The 16027-nt window shown below is 68.7% G+C and carries 14 protein-coding genes and 3 pseudogenes; 5 read left to right on the top strand and 12 right to left on the bottom strand.

Annotation, left to right across the window (positions count from 1 at the left end; translation table 11 throughout):
* Positions 1-139: 139 nt before the first annotated feature.
* Complete coding sequence (locus AB0O34_RS19665) at positions 140-703, bottom strand: dihydrofolate reductase family protein (RefSeq protein ID WP_363917221.1); 564 nt, start codon at positions 701-703, stop codon at positions 140-142.
* Between the two features lie 434 nt (positions 704-1137).
* The gene (locus AB0O34_RS19660; RefSeq protein WP_363917153.1) at positions 1138-2364 is read right to left on the bottom strand and encodes a hypothetical protein; all 1227 of its coding nucleotides are present in this window, start codon (positions 2362-2364) and stop codon (positions 1138-1140) included.
* A 155-nt stretch (positions 2365-2519) separates the two neighbouring features.
* Here AB0O34_RS19660 and AB0O34_RS19655 point away from each other — a divergent pair, with 155 nt between their 5' ends.
* Both AB0O34_RS19655 and AB0O34_RS19650 read left to right on the top strand, forming a co-directional pair.
* The gene (locus AB0O34_RS19655) at positions 2520-2681 is read left to right on the top strand and encodes a hypothetical protein (protein ID WP_363917152.1); all 162 of its coding nucleotides are present in this window, start codon (positions 2520-2522) and stop codon (positions 2679-2681) included.
* Positions 2682-2816: 135 nt separating this feature from the next.
* Positions 2817-3854: pseudogene (locus AB0O34_RS19650) on the top strand (transposase); the annotation flags it as partial.
* Between the two features lie 5 nt (positions 3855-3859).
* On the opposite strand, the gene AB0O34_RS19645 reads toward AB0O34_RS19650, so the two are convergent.
* Positions 3860-4771, bottom strand: coding sequence for an SDR family oxidoreductase (locus AB0O34_RS19645; protein WP_363917150.1), 912 nt, complete (start codon positions 4769-4771; stop codon positions 3860-3862).
* 122 nt (positions 4772-4893) lie between these two features.
* Between AB0O34_RS19645 and AB0O34_RS19640 the strand changes: the two genes are divergently transcribed.
* Entirely contained in the window at positions 4894-5484 is a 591-nt protein-coding gene (locus tag AB0O34_RS19640) for a TetR family transcriptional regulator (RefSeq protein ID WP_363917148.1), read from the top strand.
* Positions 5485-6129: 645 nt separating this feature from the next.
* Here the strand turns inward: AB0O34_RS19640 and rox are convergent.
* The 7 genes and pseudogenes from rox to AB0O34_RS19605 form a co-directional block, all read right to left on the bottom strand.
* Positions 6130-7554 carry a rifampin monooxygenase gene (gene rox, locus AB0O34_RS19635; RefSeq protein WP_363917219.1) on the bottom strand — a complete coding sequence of 475 codons (1425 nt, stop codon included), beginning with the start codon at positions 7552-7554 and terminating at the stop codon, positions 6130-6132.
* A gap of 392 nt (positions 7555-7946) precedes the next feature.
* Entirely contained in the window at positions 7947-8747 is an 801-nt protein-coding gene (locus AB0O34_RS19630) for a recombinase family protein (protein WP_363917146.1), read from the bottom strand.
* Positions 8748-8783: 36 nt separating this feature from the next.
* Positions 8784-9053, bottom strand: a complete 270-nt coding sequence (locus AB0O34_RS19625; protein WP_363917144.1) for a VOC family protein — start codon at positions 9051-9053, stop codon at positions 8784-8786.
* Between the two features lie 112 nt (positions 9054-9165).
* Positions 9166-9489 (bottom strand): aldo/keto reductase, encoded by a 324-nt coding sequence (locus AB0O34_RS19620; protein WP_363917142.1) that lies wholly within the window; start codon positions 9487-9489, stop codon positions 9166-9168.
* Positions 9485-10276 (bottom strand): annotated as a pseudogene (locus tag AB0O34_RS19615) (IS256 family transposase); the annotation flags it as partial. The gene AB0O34_RS19620 and the pseudogene AB0O34_RS19615, both read right to left, overlap by 5 nt.
* Positions 10277-10499: 223 nt before the next feature.
* Complete coding sequence (locus AB0O34_RS19610; RefSeq protein WP_363917140.1) at positions 10500-12095, bottom strand: MFS transporter; 1596 nt, start codon at positions 12093-12095, stop codon at positions 10500-10502.
* A gap of 105 nt (positions 12096-12200) precedes the next feature.
* Complete coding sequence (locus tag AB0O34_RS19605) at positions 12201-13208, bottom strand: NAD(P)/FAD-dependent oxidoreductase (RefSeq protein WP_363917138.1); 1008 nt, start codon at positions 13206-13208, stop codon at positions 12201-12203.
* Positions 13209-13303: 95 nt separating this feature from the next.
* Between AB0O34_RS19605 and AB0O34_RS19600 the strand changes: the two genes are divergently transcribed.
* Together AB0O34_RS19600 and AB0O34_RS19595 are read left to right on the top strand one after the other, a co-directional pair.
* A complete protein-coding gene (locus AB0O34_RS19600; protein WP_363917136.1) occupies positions 13304-13897 on the top strand; it encodes an XRE family transcriptional regulator in 594 nt (197 codons plus the stop codon).
* A 127-nt stretch (positions 13898-14024) separates the two neighbouring features.
* The gene (locus AB0O34_RS19595; RefSeq protein ID WP_363917134.1) at positions 14025-14894 is read left to right on the top strand and encodes a class I SAM-dependent methyltransferase; all 870 of its coding nucleotides are present in this window, start codon (positions 14025-14027) and stop codon (positions 14892-14894) included.
* A 42-nt stretch (positions 14895-14936) separates the two neighbouring features.
* Here the strand turns inward: AB0O34_RS19595 and AB0O34_RS19590 are convergent.
* Both AB0O34_RS19590 and AB0O34_RS19585 read right to left on the bottom strand, forming a co-directional pair.
* Positions 14937-15673 (bottom strand): annotated as a pseudogene (locus AB0O34_RS19590) (VOC family protein).
* Complete coding sequence (locus tag AB0O34_RS19585; protein ID WP_363917217.1) at positions 15649-15987, bottom strand: hypothetical protein; 339 nt, start codon at positions 15985-15987, stop codon at positions 15649-15651. Before AB0O34_RS19585 ends, AB0O34_RS19590 begins: the two are co-directional and overlap by 25 nt.
* Positions 15988-16027: the final 40 nt, after the last annotated feature.

The raw sequence follows: 16027 nt of genomic DNA, 5'->3' as shown, positions 1-16027 counted from the left end.
CATCTCCAGCAAGTCCGTCAACAGCTCACTCAGAACGCAAGGAAGGGCCCGGGGAAGGTTCCCTCATAGCCGAGGGTCACGGTGAGCACGCCAGGAAGGATTTCGACCTGGCCTCACGAGCCGAGCATCCGGCCCGTGCTCATCGCCTCGTCTCGTATCGGGTCAGCACCACGCCGCCGGGAAACGTCCGCGTCTCCACCAGGTTCAGGTTCACCCAGCTGTCCAGGGCCGTAAAGAACGGCGTGCCGCCGCCCACCAGGACCGGGTGGGTGACCAGCACGTACTCGTCGATCAGCCCGGCCCGCATGGCCGCCCCGGCGAGCGTGGCGCCGCCAATGTCCATCGGGCCGCCGTCCTCGGCCTTGAGCCGGGTGATCTCGGCGACCGCGTCGCCGGTGACCAGGCGAGTGTTCCAGTCGACCGTGCTGGTCGTCGAGGAGAACACCACCTTCGGCATGTCCCGCCAGCGGCGGGCGAACTCGATCTCAGCCGGAGTAGCGCCAGGCTGCTGGTCAGCGGTCGGCCAGTGGGAGCTCATCGTCTCCCACAGTTTGCGCCCGTACAGCGCCAGGCCGGTCGCCCCCACCCGGTCGGACCACCACTGGAACAGCTCGTCGCTCGGAACGCTCCAGCCGAGGTCGTCGCCGGGCGGGGCGATGTAGCCGTCCAGGCTCAAGTTCATGCCGAAGATCAGTTTCCGCATCGTGTCAGCCTCTCGTGAGTCGATCTCACACGTACAGACGGGCGCGGCGCGGAAACCTAATCGGTGCGCGATCTGCGTCCGCAGGTAGTCCTCGCGTTCCGGACTCAGCACGGCGTACTCGGCGGGCTCGAGCACCACCGACCGGATCTCGATTTCACCCTCGCGAACGCCGCCCGTCGGTACGACAGCCGGGCGCGGCTGGTGCGGGGGTCGACGTCGACCAGCACTGGTTCAGCAGCGCGGACGGGCAGCCCGTTGAGATCCTCAGTCTCTTCCGGAGACAGGAGGAGAGCGCATGCATGTCCGCGCGAAGCCTCGCGCATGACGGCATGACACCCCGCAGGAGGCGACGACCACCACGTCGCCGGGTCGACATGGGTCTCACAGTCGCCGGTGATGTCGTCGAAGTGTTCACCACGTCGGGGGAGAGGCCGTTACGAAGGCGGTGCTTGCTGGGCGGCGGCGTGGAGTTCCGCGGTGACCGCCCGTTCGCGTAGCTGGGCGGATTCGGTGCGAAGGGTCTCGGTCTGCGCCCGCAGGTCCGCCACTCGTGCTCGTTCCACCTCCAGGAGCGCGGCCAGCCGGTCGCGCTCGGCGGTCGCGGCGCGCTCACGTTCCCGTGCTTCGGACGTCTCCGCCGCCGCTTTCTGCTCGGCGGCCTGGACGCGGGCCGCCGCCTGGCGTTCGGCGTCCACGGCTCGCGCGCCGGCCTGGGCGGCGTCGGCGGCGGAACGGGCGGCCTCGCCCATCGCCTCCCCGCGGGCGTGCTCGGCGGCCTCGGCGCGGGCCTGGGCCCGGCCGCGTTCGGCGTCGGCTGCCTGAGCTCGTGCGATGGCCCCGGCCGCGGCCTGCTCGGCTTCCACCCGGGCGCGCCTGGCCAGCTCGGCCTCGGTACGCGCCGCGTCCCGCTCGGCTGATGCCTGCTCGGCGGCCTGCCGGGCCTGCCGGGCCTCGGCACCTGCGGCCTTGGCCTCGGCGACGGCGGCCTCCACCCGCTCGTTCATCTCGCGTGTCGCCTGGTCACGGGCGGTTTCGGCTCTGGTGGCGCGCCGGTTGGCCTCCTCGGCCGCCTGCTTGGCGTGCCGCTCGGTGGTGGCCGCCTCCCGCAGGGCCGCCAGTGCCTGCTCGCGTGCGTTCTCGGCGTCCGACAGGGCGGTGTCGCGTTCGGCGAGGGCCTCGCGTACCTGCTCGCGCATGCTCTCGCGTTGCCTGCGCGCGTGCTCGGTGGCCTCGCGCGCCAGCCGTACCTGCTCGAAGGCCTGCTCCCGCTCGGTGCGGGCGATCGCCACACGGGTGTGCGCCTCGGCCTGAACCGCGCTCAGCTTGGCCTCGACTCCGGCAGGGCTGAGCTCGTCGGCCAGCACCTGTGCCAGTGGTGCGATGGCCGCCGCCAGTCCCTTCTCCATCCGGTCGTACAGATCCTCGGCGCGGGCGAGCGTGCCTTCGAGGCCGGGGGTGGCGCGCCGCAGCTCGCGTGCGCGTTTGGCCGCCGCCTGGCAGTCGTTCTGCGGGCAGTACTCCTTCGGACGGCCGCGTCCGGCCCGCCGCTCGATCGCCGCGCCGCAGTGCTTGCACGGCGTCACTCCCGCCGTCCCCTCGCCCTCGGCCGCGTCCTCCGCGCCACCACCGCGCGAGCTCTGCCCGCCACCTCTCGTCTTCACCGCCACACTCGGACCCTAACAGATTCTAATTTCCAGAAATTGAAAATCAGTAAAGGCGATCTGTTGCGTGTCGAACGGTACACGTAACTCACGAGAAGGAGACTTCCCGCAAGTTACAACGGAAGCGGTCGCGGACGGCCAAGACGGAACGGCGAATGACCGACACGTGTACCGAGAGCGATCGAAACCGGGAGCAGGCGTGGCGGCAGGTCACCGAACACGAGGCGGCCCGCGGCAAAACCGAGGCCGTCCCTGACGCGGCGCCGGCCGCCCGCACCGTGCTGGCCGGGCACTCGGCGACCGGATCCTCCGGGTGAACGGGTCGACCCCGCGCGTGAGTAGTTGAGGTACAGGAAGTCCCGGTGAGATTGATCATGGTTGCCTAGCACACCGATCGGGGGCTCCGCTGGGGTTCGTGGAAAGCCCGCCGCGTGGGCGTCGGCGCTGGTTACGGCATCGAGCTGGCCCAGATGTGGGGTGGTGGCCTGCTCGCCTCCGTCGACGGCCTGCGCTTCGTGGTCCCTGTCCGCAGCATCAACACCGCACCCTCGCCTAAATATTCGGGGTATAAACGGGGCTTGACCTGGCTTAACGCCGTCAATGACCAGGTCGCGGGAATCGGCGCGATGGTCGTGCGGGGCACCCCGCGCGACAGCCTGTACACGCTGGACACCCTCCGCAACCTCGACGGCGGGGTGCGCCCGGAGATGGTGGCGACCGACAACGCCTCGTACTCGGACATGGCGTTCGGCCTGTACAAGATGCTTGGCTTCCGCATCGCCCCACGCTTCCGGGACCTGGAGGACCAGCGGTTCTGGCGGGCCGACCTGCCCGACGGCGAGGCGCCGGCCGCCGGATACGGGCCGCTGGAGGCCATCGCCCGCAACGGCGTGAACCTGAAGCGCATCGCCACGCACTGGCCGGACATGCTCCGGGTCGCCGGATCGCTCAACACCAACCAGGTCCGCGCCTACGACCTGCTGCGGATGTTCGGCCGCGAGGGCCACCCCACCCCGCTGGGGCAGGCATTCGCTGAGTACGGCCGCATCGACAAGACCATGCACCTGCTCGCCCTGGTCGACCCGGTCGACGACACCTACCGCCGCCTGATGAACCGGCAGCTCACCGTCCAGGAATCCCGGCACCGCCTGGCCCGCGCGATCTGCCACGGCGGCCGGGGCCAGCTCCGCCAGGCGTACCGCGAGGGCCTGGAGGACCAGCTCGCCGCCCTCGGCCTGGTCCTCAACGCCGTCGTCCTGTGGAACACCCGCTACCTCGACGCCGCCGTGGCGCAGCTCCGTGCCGAGGGCCAGGACATCAAGGACGAGGACGTCGCCCGGCTTTCCCCGCTCAAGGACCGGCACATCAACTTCCTGGGTCGCTACCTGTTCAACATCAAAGACAGTGGCCCCAGCCAGGGTCTGCGGCCACTGCGCGACCCGGACGCCCTCGAGGACACCGACGACGAAGGGGGCCTCGTATCGGTGTGAGCGGGTCAGGAGGCCGGCGTGGCCAAGTAGTCGCCGTGCTCCAGGTCCTCGAGCAGTGTCGGGTGGGTGGGCGACCAGCCGAGCAGCTCCTGGGTGTAAGAGCTGGAGACAGGCCCGTCGAAGCCGTAGGCGGTGGCCATGAACGGGCTTACGAAGTGCGTGGCAGCCTCGTCGGGGGTCAGCGAGACCGTGGGCAGATCCAGGCCCTGGGCGATCGTCTCTGCGATGCTCTTCAGAGTGACGCCGCTTTCGGCCACTCCGTGCAGCACGCTGCCCGCAGGAGCCTTCTCCACTGCTAGACGGAACAGGACCGCCGCGTCGAGCCGGTGCACCGCAGGCCACCGGTTGGTGCCGTCTCCGACGTAGGCCGAGACGCCGGTCTTTCGCGCGGTGGCGATGAGCATGGGGATGAAACCGTGGTCTTCGGGGCCGTGGACGGTAGGAGCGAGGCGGACCACGCTCGCGCGCACTCCCCGTGCGGCGAAGCCCAGACAAGCTCGCTCACCCGCGATGCGGAAGGCGGCGATCCCGGCCGTGTCGGGCTCGTCCTTCTCGGTGGCCTCCCGGCCGGCGGGCATGACCAGGGTGCCCGAGGTGACGACGAGCGGCTTGCCCGAGTATTCCAACGGCTGGCCGAGCGCCTCGATCGCGGTCCGGTCGCGCCTCATCATGTCGTCGAGGTCAGAGAAGTCGCCGCCGTAGGCCATGTGCAGGACGCCATCGGCGGCTTCGGCGCCGCTGCGCAGACTGTCGAGGTCGTCCAGGGCGCCGCGGTGTGGTGTGGCCCCCAGTGACTCCAGCCGGGCTACGGCGGTGTCGGAGCGCGCCAGACCGGTGACGGTGTGGCCGGCCGCGATGAGCTCGGCGACGACTGCGGGGCCGGTCTGGCCGGAACCACCAGTGACAAAGACATGCATGAAACACTCTCCCACTTAACGCCAGTGACTGGCACTATGTAGCGCCGGTCACTGACTCTAGGTAGCGCCAGTTACTGGCGTCAAGTAGCGCCAGTAACTGACACATGCGGTATCCTCGGGGCATGCCACGGAGCGGAGTAGAAGCGCGCCGCCGCCTTCAGCAGGCGGCCCTGGAGCTGTACCGGGAACGCGGGTTCGACCAGACCACTACGGCTGAGATCGCCGCCCGGGCCGGCGTCAACGAACGCACGTTCTTCCGGCACTTCCCGGACAAGCGCGAGGTGCTCTTCGACGGCGAATCCGACCTGCGCGCCGCGCTGATGCAGGCGGTGGCCGAAGCGCCCGAGGGTCTCCAGCCGCTCGAAATACTGCTCTGCGCCTTCCGGAAGGTCGAACGGATCCTTGAGGGCAATCGCCCGTTCGCCGAACCACGACTACAAGTCATTGCGGTGACACCGGCACTCCGTGAACGCGACCTGGCCAAGGCCGCGTCGCTCGCCGACGCCGTAGCGGAGGCGCTGCGGCAGCGCGGTGTCGCCGACCGGCTGGCCGGCCTGGCTGCTCAGACCGGGTGGGCCGCCTTTCACCAAGCGGCCCAAGCCTGGGTCGACGACCCCTCGCAGAGCTTGGACGCACATCTCCTTCAAGCCTTCGACGACCTGCGCGCCCTCTCTGCGAGCACCCTCCCAGCACAGGCACGGCCTGAAAGCTGATACCACCCCACCTACGGCCATCGATCACCGTGAGCAGACGGGTTCCAGACACGACGCAAGTGGGACCCGAACCCTCCCACAGAACCAGCCCCGCCTCTCGGACAGAGCTATGCCGCTCCCGCACGGCACCGCATCGGCCTGCTCACGCGACCAGAGGTGACCGCCTGACCGCCGGTAGAGCTTCAATAAACCTTCGTTTTCTGAAGATCACCAGGCGGGGGGCTGCGCACCCCCGCAGACCCTTCAGAAAACCCTTCAAAAACCTAGGTTGTTCAGGAACCCCGGACCACCGTTTTCTGAACCCCGTCAGCTCGAAGCCCCCGCTTAGTAGGCCGACCCCAGCAAGATCAATCTCACCGGGATTTCCTGTGCCTCAACTACTCACACCCGTCACACCAGACACCCCGCCCACCCACAGACCTTCACCCGTGTCAGCCCGACACGAACATCAGACTCGCCGGGGCCCTGGTCGAGACCCGGACAGCACGACTGGCTACCGCCCGCTGGCATGGCCGTTTTCCGCCATGCCGGCGGGGGGTAGATGTCCGAGGAGAACGCCGACCACGCCCAGTTCTGGCCGGCAGCGCCGCAGATCTAATCGCCACCTCGCCACCTATGTGCGCGATGACCACTGCTCAGGCGAAATCAGTTGGCGGGCTTGCCGAACCAGCGGGAGAGGTGGTCGTCCAGGTCCTGCTGATCGTCACCGATCCAGGCGACGTGGCCGTCGGGGCGTAGCAGGACGCACGGAACATCCAGCACCGCAGTGGGATCCGCGAGGTAATCGACCCGGTCTGACCAGCCGCCGACGGTCAGGCGTTCGGTGCGGTCCAGCAGCAGGCCGCGGCCGCGATGCAGCAGACCGTAGAGGTGGCCCTGTTTCACGTCGATGTCGCGCAGGCGGCGGCCAAGCAGGTCGTGGCCTTCGCCGAAGTCGTAGCGGATGCCGATCGCGGTGATCTTCTCGATCAGATAGCGGTTCACCTCGTCGAAGCCCATCAGTTCGGTGAGCAGCCTGCGTACGGCCTGCGGGCCCGGTTCGGCGGACAGCAGTTCCATCTGGGCGCGGGTGTTGTCCAGCACGTCCTCGGCGACCGGATGACGTTCGGCCTGGTAGGTGTCCAGCAGCCTTTCCGGCGCCCAGCCGCGGATCTGTGCGGCCAGTTTCCAGCCGAGGTTGAATGCGTCCTGAACGCCCAGGTTGAGGCCCTGTCCGCCGGTGGGTGGATGGATGTGTGCCGCATCGCCGGCCAGCAGCACCCGCCCGACCCGATAACGTTCGGCTAGCCGGGTGGCATCCCCGAAGCGGGACAACCAGCGCGGGGAGTGCACGCCGAAATCGGTTCCGGCGATGGTGCGCAGCTGTTGTTTGAAATCCTCGAGGGTGGGCGGTTCCGCGCGGTCGCTGACTCCCGCGGCGGGGACTACGACGCTGTAGACCCCTTCGCCGAAGGGCCGGAGCCAGAATGGCTGATGGGTCTCGTGGAATTCGGTCACCTTGGCGGTGATCTCCTCCTGCGGTACACCCACTTCCATCTCGCCCATCAGCGTCTCGGTCCGCGAGGGCTCGCCGGGGAAGCCGACGCCGAGCAGTTTGCGCACCGTACTGCGCCCGCCGTCACAGCCGACGAGATAGCGCGAACGCAGCTGTTCCCCGTCGGCCAGCTCGATGGTCACACCCTCGTCGTCCTGGTCGAAATCGGTCACCGCACAACCGCGCCGGACCTGCGCACCCAGTTCGATCGCATGTTCTTCGAGCAGACGTTCGATGACCGGCTGTGGGATGCCCAGCAGATAGGCGTGCGCGGAATCCAGGCCCTTGGGCGCGGGTTTGGTGATGGCGGCGAAGAAACCGCCGGCCGGACGCTGCCTTCCGTGTTCGAGAATGCGACCCAGCAGTCCGCGCATTGCCATCAGCTCGATACTGCGAATATGCAGACCGACTATACGGGCGAACGACTTGGGCTCGGTTTCCTTCTCCAGAACGAGTACCCGCACGTCGTGCAGCCGCAGTTCGGCGGCCAGCATCGCGCCAGTCGGCCCGCACCCGGCAATGATCACGTCGAACATGAGGGGCGCGCGATCGGCGCCAGAGGCCGGCGACCAGAGTCCGGGGACGTCGCCCACGGTGAAGTCGCGCTCGTCCCTATCGTTCGACGACGGCTCGGCGGTGAACTGCAGAGAGTGCATAGGTGTTGCCTTTCGGGAGTGCCTTGTTGGCGAGGCTCCCGGCGACACCTACGTCAATCGCCCGACCGTGACGGGAAGGGGGAGCACCCACATCGATACAGCGTTCATGGGTCTCACCTCCTCGGGCGGTGTCACGGTCAGCTGGAAAGCTACAAGCCCGAGCATCATCCCGTCCAATCCTTTTCCAGCCACGTGATCACGACTCCAAACGGGCCCGTGCGGTCGCAGGGCGAATCTGACAGAGAGGGGCGGCGCGGCTGGCAAGCTCACCATCAAGGCCGGGAAGAACGCGGGCAAGTCGCCGTCGGTCGCCTCGCTCTACCGGGCACTCGCGAGGCCTTCGCGATGTCGGGGACGGGGACGCCCTTTTCCTTCAGCGCGTCGGCGAAGGTGAGCATGTCGTCGTCGATGACCTTCGGCCGTCCGCCGTGGCTGCCCTTGGACGCGGCGATGACCTGGCCTTCGAGGGTCTTCTCCCGGATGTAGTTGCGCTCGATCTGCCCGGCGACGGCGAGCACGGCGAAGAACATGGCGCCCATGCCGTTGCGGTCGTAGATTCCGGTGAGCGGGCCGGTGAGGAGTTCGAGCTGGATGCCGCCGGCCTGGAGCTCGGCGGACAGCGTCATCAGCTCGGCCGCGTTGCGCGCGAGGCGCTTGAGCTCGTGCACCGTGAGGATGACGGGCGTCTCGGGGGCGGCCTCCTTGAACTGGTGGGCCAGGGCGAGCGCCTTCTCCAGTTCGGGCCGGACCTTGACGCGGGTGCTGATCTGCTCCTTGAAGACCTTGTGGCACTCCGCGCGGTGGAGTGCTTCGAGCTGGCTCGCCAGTTCCTGCCGGGCGGTGGACGTCCTGGCGTAGCCGATGCGGACCGGGCGCTCGGTGTGGGGCGCGGGAACCACGGCGAGCGCCGGGCCCTGCTTCCACGCGCGGCCTGGATGCCGGTCGGCGGGGACGAGGACTTCGAGTTCCTCGCGGAGCGCGGGTACGAGGGCGAAGCGGGGGTGGTACTTTGCGGCGGTCTTCCCGCCCCTGGTGAGGACTTTTGCGAACGGCACCTGCGGAAACGTGATCACCCTGGGGGCTCTCGCAGAACTCTCACAGATGAACATTTATGCGAGCGCGAGGCACTCGGCCCTCTCCAGGTCGTTGACGGCCACGTCCAGGTGGAACTGCTTCGCTTGGTCGTCGGGCCAGTGTGGCGGCCGATAGTCGGGTACACGGACGGTGACCAGCAGCAGTTTCCCGAGTTCGACAGCGCAGAAGGCGTCGGAACCGGCTGTGACGTCTCCGCCGAGCATCGTCGCCCAGAATTCGGCGAGTGGTCGCGGATCGGCACAGTCCAGCGCCACGGACCCCAGCCGCCCTACGGGTTCGGTCATTTCTACACCTCAGTTGTTGGGGGTGGTGCAGCACGCGTGCGGCCCGGCCCGTCCTGGAACTTTTCGGTCCGCAGCCGCTGCGGTGACGGCGCCGTTGCGTGTCGGCGCGGTGTCAGAGGTTGGCGTAGCCGGGGATGGATGCCTTGATGCGTTCCATCTCGCGTTCGTCGGAGATGCCCTGGAAGTCGTGCCGGGGGGTGTAGGGCATCTCCAAGCGGCGGGCCTCGTCGTCGGTGAGGTTGATGTCGAGGGAGGCGATGGCGTCGTCGATCTGCTGGGCGGTGCGGGCGCCGACCAGGGGGGCGGCAACGACAGGGTTGCGGCGCAGCCACGCCAGTGCGATCTGGGCGCGCGAGACGCCGCGCTGGTCGGCGATGGCGCCGAGGGCGTCGATGATCTGGCGGTCGCTGTCGGCGTTGGCCTTGTAGAGACACATTGACGACCACCTCAGGCAGCCCTTTGAGCCCGTCACAGACGACGAAGAACACATCACGCACCCCGCGGATGCGCAGGTCGGTCAGCACGCTCATCCAGAACTTGGCGCCCTCACCACCCGAGCCGGCCCACAGCCCAAGGACGTCTTTCCCCCCAAGGGTGACCCCGATCGCGGCGTAGACGGGCCGGTTGGCGACCTGGCCGTCACGAACCTCCACCACGATGGCATCGATGAACACCGCCGCGTAAACCGCCTCCAGCGGGCGGACGGTCCAGTCGTTCATCTCCTCGATGACCTCGTCGGTGATCCGCGAGATCGTCTCCTTCGACACCGACGCGCCATAGATCTCAGCGAAGTGCGAGCTGATCTCCCCCGTCGTGAGCCCTCTGGCATACAGCGAAAGCACGATCTCATCAACGCCATTCAGCCGACGCTGCCGCTTCTTGACGATCCGCGGCTCGAACGTGCCGGCCCGATCCCGCAGCACGTCGATCCCGACATGGCCGGTGGCCTCGGTCAGCACCGTCTTCGGCCTGGTCCCGTTGCGGACGTTGCCCGACCCGGCACCGGCCGGATCACGCTTCTCATAACCGAGGTGCCCGGTCATCTCCTCATTCAGCGCGGTCTCGAGCACGGTCTTGGTGAACTGCTTCAGCAGTCCTTCCGGCCCGGTCAGCGACAAACCCTGTTCCTTGGCCAGCCGCACCAACTCCGCGGCGGCCCGCGCCTCCGCCGACGGCTCCGGCTTCTTCTTCCTCGCGGTCACATCGTCAAGTGTCGTGGTCATCACGGCACCTTCCTCACCGGGCGCCACGCCCAGTGGGTCAGGCCGGAAACACCCTTAGATCCACAGGCCCTCTTCCCACCCACCACAGCGGTGACGGCCTCTGTTCTGCGACTGGGCACAGTGGGAAGCCGGCCTGCGCGGGTGTCCGGCACCGCGAGTATGGTGCCGGACACCCAGCAGAAGCGCGAGCGGTCTGCTTGCTGTCCGCTTAGCTATTCTGTGATCAGCGGGCGGCGACGGTCTCGGTGGCTTCTGTCTCGTCCCCGACGGCGGGGGTGGTGTTCTTCGGGCCGGCCAGGGTGACGTAGACGAAGAGCGCTCCCATGACGGCGACGCCGGTCCACATGGCCTGCTGCCATCCGTCGACGAAGGACTGCTGGGCGGCATGGAGCAGGTTCTGTGCGTGTGAGCCGGTGCTGGGTGCCACCTCGACGGCGTTGGCGATGCCTTCGCGTGCAGTGTCCGCGGCGCCATTCGGGATGCCGTCGAGTTTGTCGTCGATGGCGTTGCGGTAGCCGGCCGACAGGAGCGCGCCGAGCATGGAGACGCCGAGTGCGGTGCCGAACTCGCGGGTGACGTCGTTGAGAGCGGAGGCCACGCCCTGCTTCTCGCGGGGCAGGGAGTTGGTGATGGCCTCGGTGGAGGGCGTCATCGACAGGCCCATCCCGGTGCCCATGGCGAGTAGCCCGGGCAGGATGGATAGGTAGCCGCCATCGACGGAGACGAACAGGGCCATGAGGGCCAGGCCAAGGGCGGCCAGCGCGGTTCCGGTGGCCATGGTCGAGCGGGCGCCGATGCGTGCGGCGAGCTTGGGGGCCAGGCCGGAGGTCATCATCATCATGGCGGCCATGGGCATCATCGCGACCGTGGACAGCAGGCCGGACCAGCCGAGGACGGCCTGGAAGAAGGGGAAAAGGACCACGGCGATGCCCGCCTGCACGCCGAAGACGATCAGCAGCGTGATGGAGCCGCCGGCCAGGCTGCGCTCACGGAAGAGGCGTACGTCCAGCAGGGAGGCATCGCGGCGGTGCAGTTCCCAGGCTACGAAGCCGATGGCGGCAATGAGGCCGACGGCGAGGCTGATCAGCGTCACGGTGGCGGTCCAGCCATGCTCGGGGCCTTGATGCAGGACGAAGATGAGCCCGGTGACCGCGACGGTGGAGATCAGCGCGCCGATGGTGTCGAAGGAATGCCCGGCGTGTTCGCGGGAGTTGGGGACCGACTTCAGGGTCATGGCCAGGGCCACGATGACCAGGACCACGGGCAGGACGAACAGCCAGCGCCAGTCGGCGACGTCGACGAGGAGGGCGGAGAGGAACATGCCGGTGATGCCGCCGCCTCCGGCGACGCCGGTCCACACGCCGATCGCCTTGCCCCGCTGCTCCTCGGGGAAGGTGGAGGTGATGACGGCCAGGGTGATCGGCATGATCATCGCTGCGCCGATACCGCTGGCCACACGCGAGGCGAGCATCACCTCGGCCGTCGGCGCCAGACCCGCGGCGACGCTTGCGACGCCGAAGACACCCAGCCCGGCGATCAGCATGGGCTTGCGGCCCAGCCGGTCACCGATCGCGCCCAGCGGCAGCAGCAGCGCGGCCAGGGCCAGGGTGTAGATATTGATGATCCACAAGACGGTGTTCTGCGAGGCGCCGAACTCCACCGCCATATGGGTCTGGGCGACGTTCAACCCGGACACCGATGCGATCACGGCCATCAACGCGATCGAGACGGCGATCAGGATCGTGCGCAGCTGACGCGCATCCGGCGCGCCCCCGTCTCCTGCGTGATCGGCTGCCCCCGGCAGCTGGTTCGTACTCATGGGTTCCTCTCAGACAAACGGGCAGGCAGGGCTCGGCGCCGGACCGGGTCCGGTCGCCGAAAAGGGGAGGGGAAAGTCGTGCGGCTTGCAGGCGCCGCGGAGGCGTCAGTTGGTGGTGGCCTGTACTGCGGCGAGGGCCGCGGCAGTGTCCGCAGTGGCCAGCACGGCGTTGATGTGGGAACCGGCCAGGGCGCCGGCCGCGGCGGACGCGCCGACCTGGGCGGTGAGGTCGGTGGCGTTGCCGGCCACCCACACGCCCGCGATCTCGGTGATTCCGGCCATGGCGGAGGCGAAGCGGTGGCCCATGTTGTCGGGCAGGTCCTCCATCGGCAGCTTCAGCCCTTCCAGGCCCTCGGTGCGGGCTTGCATCTGCGTGGCGACGGCCAGGACCCGGCGCTCCACGATGGTGCCGTCCGTCAGGCGCACGCCTGCGATGGCGCCGTCCTGGTCGTCGATGACTTCCTGCACCGGGGTGTCGAGGACGCGGATGTGGCGGGCGGTGAAACGTGCGCGGGTGTCCGCGTCCAGGTCGGTGCCTTGAGTGAAGTAGATCAGGTCGTTGCTCAGTTGCCGGAACAGCAGCGCGTGAGGCACGGAGGCGGGCCCGGTGGCGAGGATGCCGATCGGCTTGTCGCGTACCTCCCAGCCGTGGCAGTAGGGGCAGTGCACCACGCTGTGGCCCCAGTGCTCGGCCAGGCCGGGCACCTCGGGCAGCACATCGCGCAGGCCGGTGGCCACCAGCACACGGCGCGCCGTCAGAGCGCGGCCATCAGCCAGGCTGATGGTGAACCGCAGATCACCTTCGGGCGAGGGGGCGGCAGGCGCGGCGGAGACCACCTCGCCGAAGACGATGCGGCCGCCGTACTGGCGTACCTGCTGGCGGCCCCGCTTGAGGATCTCGGAGGGCGGGGTGCCGTCCAGGACGATGAAGCCGTGCATTGCTGCGGCGAGCGCGTTGCGCGGGGTGCCGCTGTCGATCACGACGACCGAGCGGCGGGAGCGGGCCAGCATCAGCGCACCGTTCAGACCCGCGGCCCCGCCACCGATCACCACCGTGTCGACCGTCCCGCCGGGCAGCGTGTCACTCTCGTACGCCAGAGCCGTCTCAGCCATCGTCCTACCCTTTCCTCGTGCGTGGCCCGAGATCTTCCGGACCATCTGCACACGACGCTAATCCCAGTTTGCATCAAGGGCATACGATGTTGCCCATGACGCAAGAAGATAGAGAGCTGGACAGCCTCGTACGCAAACGCATCCGCGCTCTGCGGGTGGCACAGGGCTGGTCCCTGGAGGAACTGGCCACCCGCGCGAACCTCAGCCAGTCCTCGCTCAGCCGCATCGAGAACGGCCAGCGCCGCCTCGCACTGGACCAGCTCGTCACCCTCGCCCGCGCCCTGGACACCACCCTCGACCAGCTCGTCGAGACGGCCGCCGACGATGTCGTCACCAGCCCGATGATCGACGGAGCCCACGGCCGGATGCGCTGGGCCGTGAAGGGCGACCCCGGCATGAGCGTGGTGCGTCAGCGCATGACCCAACCGCCGCCCGAGAACCCGGCGCGCATGCGCGCCCACCCGGGGCGCGAATGGCTCGTCGTCCTGTCCGGCACCGCGATCCTCATGCTCGGCCACCGCCGCTTCCGCATCGAGACCAACCAGGCCGCCGAGTTCCCCACGATGATGCCGCACGCCATCGGCGCCGAAGGCGGGCCCTGCGAGATCCTGGGCATCTTCGACCGCGACGCCCGCCGCGGCCACCAGAACGAAGACCCCGACCGCGACGCACAGGACACTCCCGAATGACGGCGTGGCCGCACGACGGCCCCGGCCGGGAGCGACATCTTGCGCGCCAGGCAGCAGACTCGACCATCATCTTGCGCAAACTGGGATCTGGCATGCCAAAGGCGCATAGCCGTCCTAGTGTGAAGGCATGACCCAAGCACACCCGTACACCCCCCACCACGACGCTCCGCACGGACACCAGCAGCACGGAACCGGCGGCCAGGCGGAGATCCTCGACCTGGACGCCGAGGTCCTCGCCGAGCACACAGCCTCCATCACCGCATGGCTCCCGCTGAAAGCCGGCCCCCGCCAGATCATGGATCTGGGCTGCGGCACCGGGGCGGGGACCTTCGCCCTCCTCGACCGCTTCCCCGATGCGCACGTCACCGCCGTCGACACTTCGGCCGAGCACCTTCAGCGCCTGCGCGCAAAAGCGTGCGCCCGTGGCGTGGAGGAGCGCGTGCGCACCGTGCAGGCCGACCTCGACGCCGCCGGGTGGCCCGACCTCGGATCACCGGACCTGGTGTGGGCGTCGGCCTCGATGCACCACATGGCCCACCCTGACCGCGTACTGCGCACCGTCCACGACCTGCTCACCCCCGGCGGTCTGTTCGCCGTGGTGGAGCTGTCCGGCTTCCCCCGCTTCCTGCCCCCAAGCGCCCCCAGGGACCGGCCCGGCCTGGAAGAACGCGTCCACGCCGCGACCGACCGCATGCAGGCCGAGCACATGCCCCACCGCGGCGCCGACTGGGGCCCGATGCTCACCGACGCCGGATTCACCGTCGAGGGCGAACACACCATCACCCTGAACATCGAGAGTTCCCGCAACGAAGTGATCGGCCGATACGCCCTCGGCGGCCTGCAGCGCATCCGCAGCACCGTCGCCGAGAGACTCTCCCCCGAGGACCTCACCGCGCTCGACCAGCTCCTCGACACCGACAGCCCTCACAGCATCCTGCGCCGCGACGACCTGACCATGCGCACCGAGCGCACCGTCTGGGCCGCCCGCCGCACCTGATCCCCAACCGCTGTCCGGCACGCAGGCGGGGGAGGCTCCGCGTCAGGCCGGGCCGAGGACGCAGAACTCGTTGCCTTCCGGGTCGGTCAGAACCTTCCACGGGACGTCGCCCTGGCCTACGTCGGCGAGCGTCGCACCGAGGGCCTCAAGCCGGGCCACCTCCGCCGCTTGACCGTCAACGGGGTAGGGCAGCAAGTCGAGATGAACGCGGTTCCACGTGTCCTTCAGGTGGGACGTGCGAAGGAACTCCAGATATGGGCCGACACCCTTGGCGGAGCGCAGCAGCGCATGATCGTCGGTCACCTCGTGCAGGGTCCAGTCCATCGCCTCGCCCCAGAACCGGGCCATGGCCCGCGGGTCCGCGCAGTCGACGACCACCGCGGCGATCGGCCCGGTGTCCCGATAGATCTCCCGAGGCTCCAGGACGCAGAACACGTTGCCCTCCGGGTCGGCCAGAACTGTCCACGAGAGGTCGCCCTGGCCCACATCGGCGGGCGTCGCGCCGAGCTCCTTCAGGCGCGCGACCAACTCCGCGTGATGGGCCGCAGAGGTGGTGGCGAGTTCGATGTGCGCGCGGTCTTTCACTGTTTCGGGGTCCGGGACGGTGACGACATCGACGCAGACGGCGACAGGGTCCGGCCAGACGAAACCCACGGGTTCAACGTTGGTCACACCGGGCCCTTCGCTGGAACGCCCCAGCCGAGCGCCTCCGCCCAGAACCGGCCGAGCGCCGAGTCATCCCGAGCCTTAAAATTCACCTGAACAAGTCGCAGCGCCATGCCGCCAACCCTATGCCCGACGGATGAACCACACCTGGCGAGTAATGGGCAGGTCGGGGACTTCGCCGAGCTGCCGAAGGCCTTGCGGGTGCGGAGGCGGTGATGGCGTAGGCGGCCCCGGAAGTCGATGTGGGCGTGGCCGAGGGGGTGGCTGAGGCGGGGCGACGTCCTCGTCCTTGACTGGGACGTCCTGGGCGCGGAGCTGGTCGACGGCAGGCCGACAGGTAGCGGGTGTTCCACAGCGCGACGGCGTTGACGACCAGGCCGAGCGCGGCGAGCTGGTCTTCATGGCCTTCGCGGTAGGGCTGGCGGATCTGGCCGCCTCCCGGCGCCGGCCGGCCACCAGGACGCTCC

Source organism: Sphaerisporangium sp. NPDC088356 (assembly GCF_040685555.1).
GTDB lineage: Bacteria > Actinomycetota > Actinomycetes > Streptosporangiales > Streptosporangiaceae > Sphaerisporangium.
Note: the sequence above shows the minus strand (reverse complement) of the source record. Positions and strands in the feature narration are given on the sequence as shown.

Excerpts from the sequence above, each read along its gene's own strand:
- AB0O34_RS19665 (WP_363917221.1), bottom strand. The coding sequence starts at position 703 with ATGCGGAAACTGATCTTCGGCATGAACTTGAGCCTGGACGGCTACATC.
- AB0O34_RS19655 (WP_363917152.1), top strand. The coding sequence starts at position 2,520 with ATGACCGACACGTGTACCGAGAGCGATCGAAACCGGGAGCAGGCGTGG.
- AB0O34_RS19645 (WP_363917150.1), bottom strand. The coding sequence starts at position 4,771 with ATGCATGTCTTTGTCACTGGTGGTTCCGGCCAGACCGGCCCCGCAGTC.
- AB0O34_RS19640 (WP_363917148.1), top strand. The coding sequence starts at position 4,894 with ATGCCACGGAGCGGAGTAGAAGCGCGCCGCCGCCTTCAGCAGGCGGCC.
- rox (WP_363917219.1), bottom strand. The coding sequence starts at position 7,554 with ATGTTCGACGTGATCATTGCCGGGTGCGGGCCGACTGGCGCGATGCTG.
- AB0O34_RS19625 (WP_363917144.1), bottom strand. The coding sequence starts at position 9,053 with ATGACCGAACCCGTAGGGCGGCTGGGGTCCGTGGCGCTGGACTGTGCC.
- AB0O34_RS19620 (WP_363917142.1), bottom strand. The coding sequence starts at position 9,489 with ATGTGTCTCTACAAGGCCAACGCCGACAGCGACCGCCAGATCATCGAC.
- AB0O34_RS19610 (WP_363917140.1), bottom strand. The coding sequence starts at position 12,095 with ATGAGTACGAACCAGCTGCCGGGGGCAGCCGATCACGCAGGAGACGGG.
- AB0O34_RS19605 (WP_363917138.1), bottom strand. The coding sequence starts at position 13,208 with ATGGCTGAGACGGCTCTGGCGTACGAGAGTGACACGCTGCCCGGCGGG.
- AB0O34_RS19600 (WP_363917136.1), top strand. The coding sequence starts at position 13,304 with ATGACGCAAGAAGATAGAGAGCTGGACAGCCTCGTACGCAAACGCATC.
- AB0O34_RS19595 (WP_363917134.1), top strand. The coding sequence starts at position 14,025 with ATGACCCAAGCACACCCGTACACCCCCCACCACGACGCTCCGCACGGA.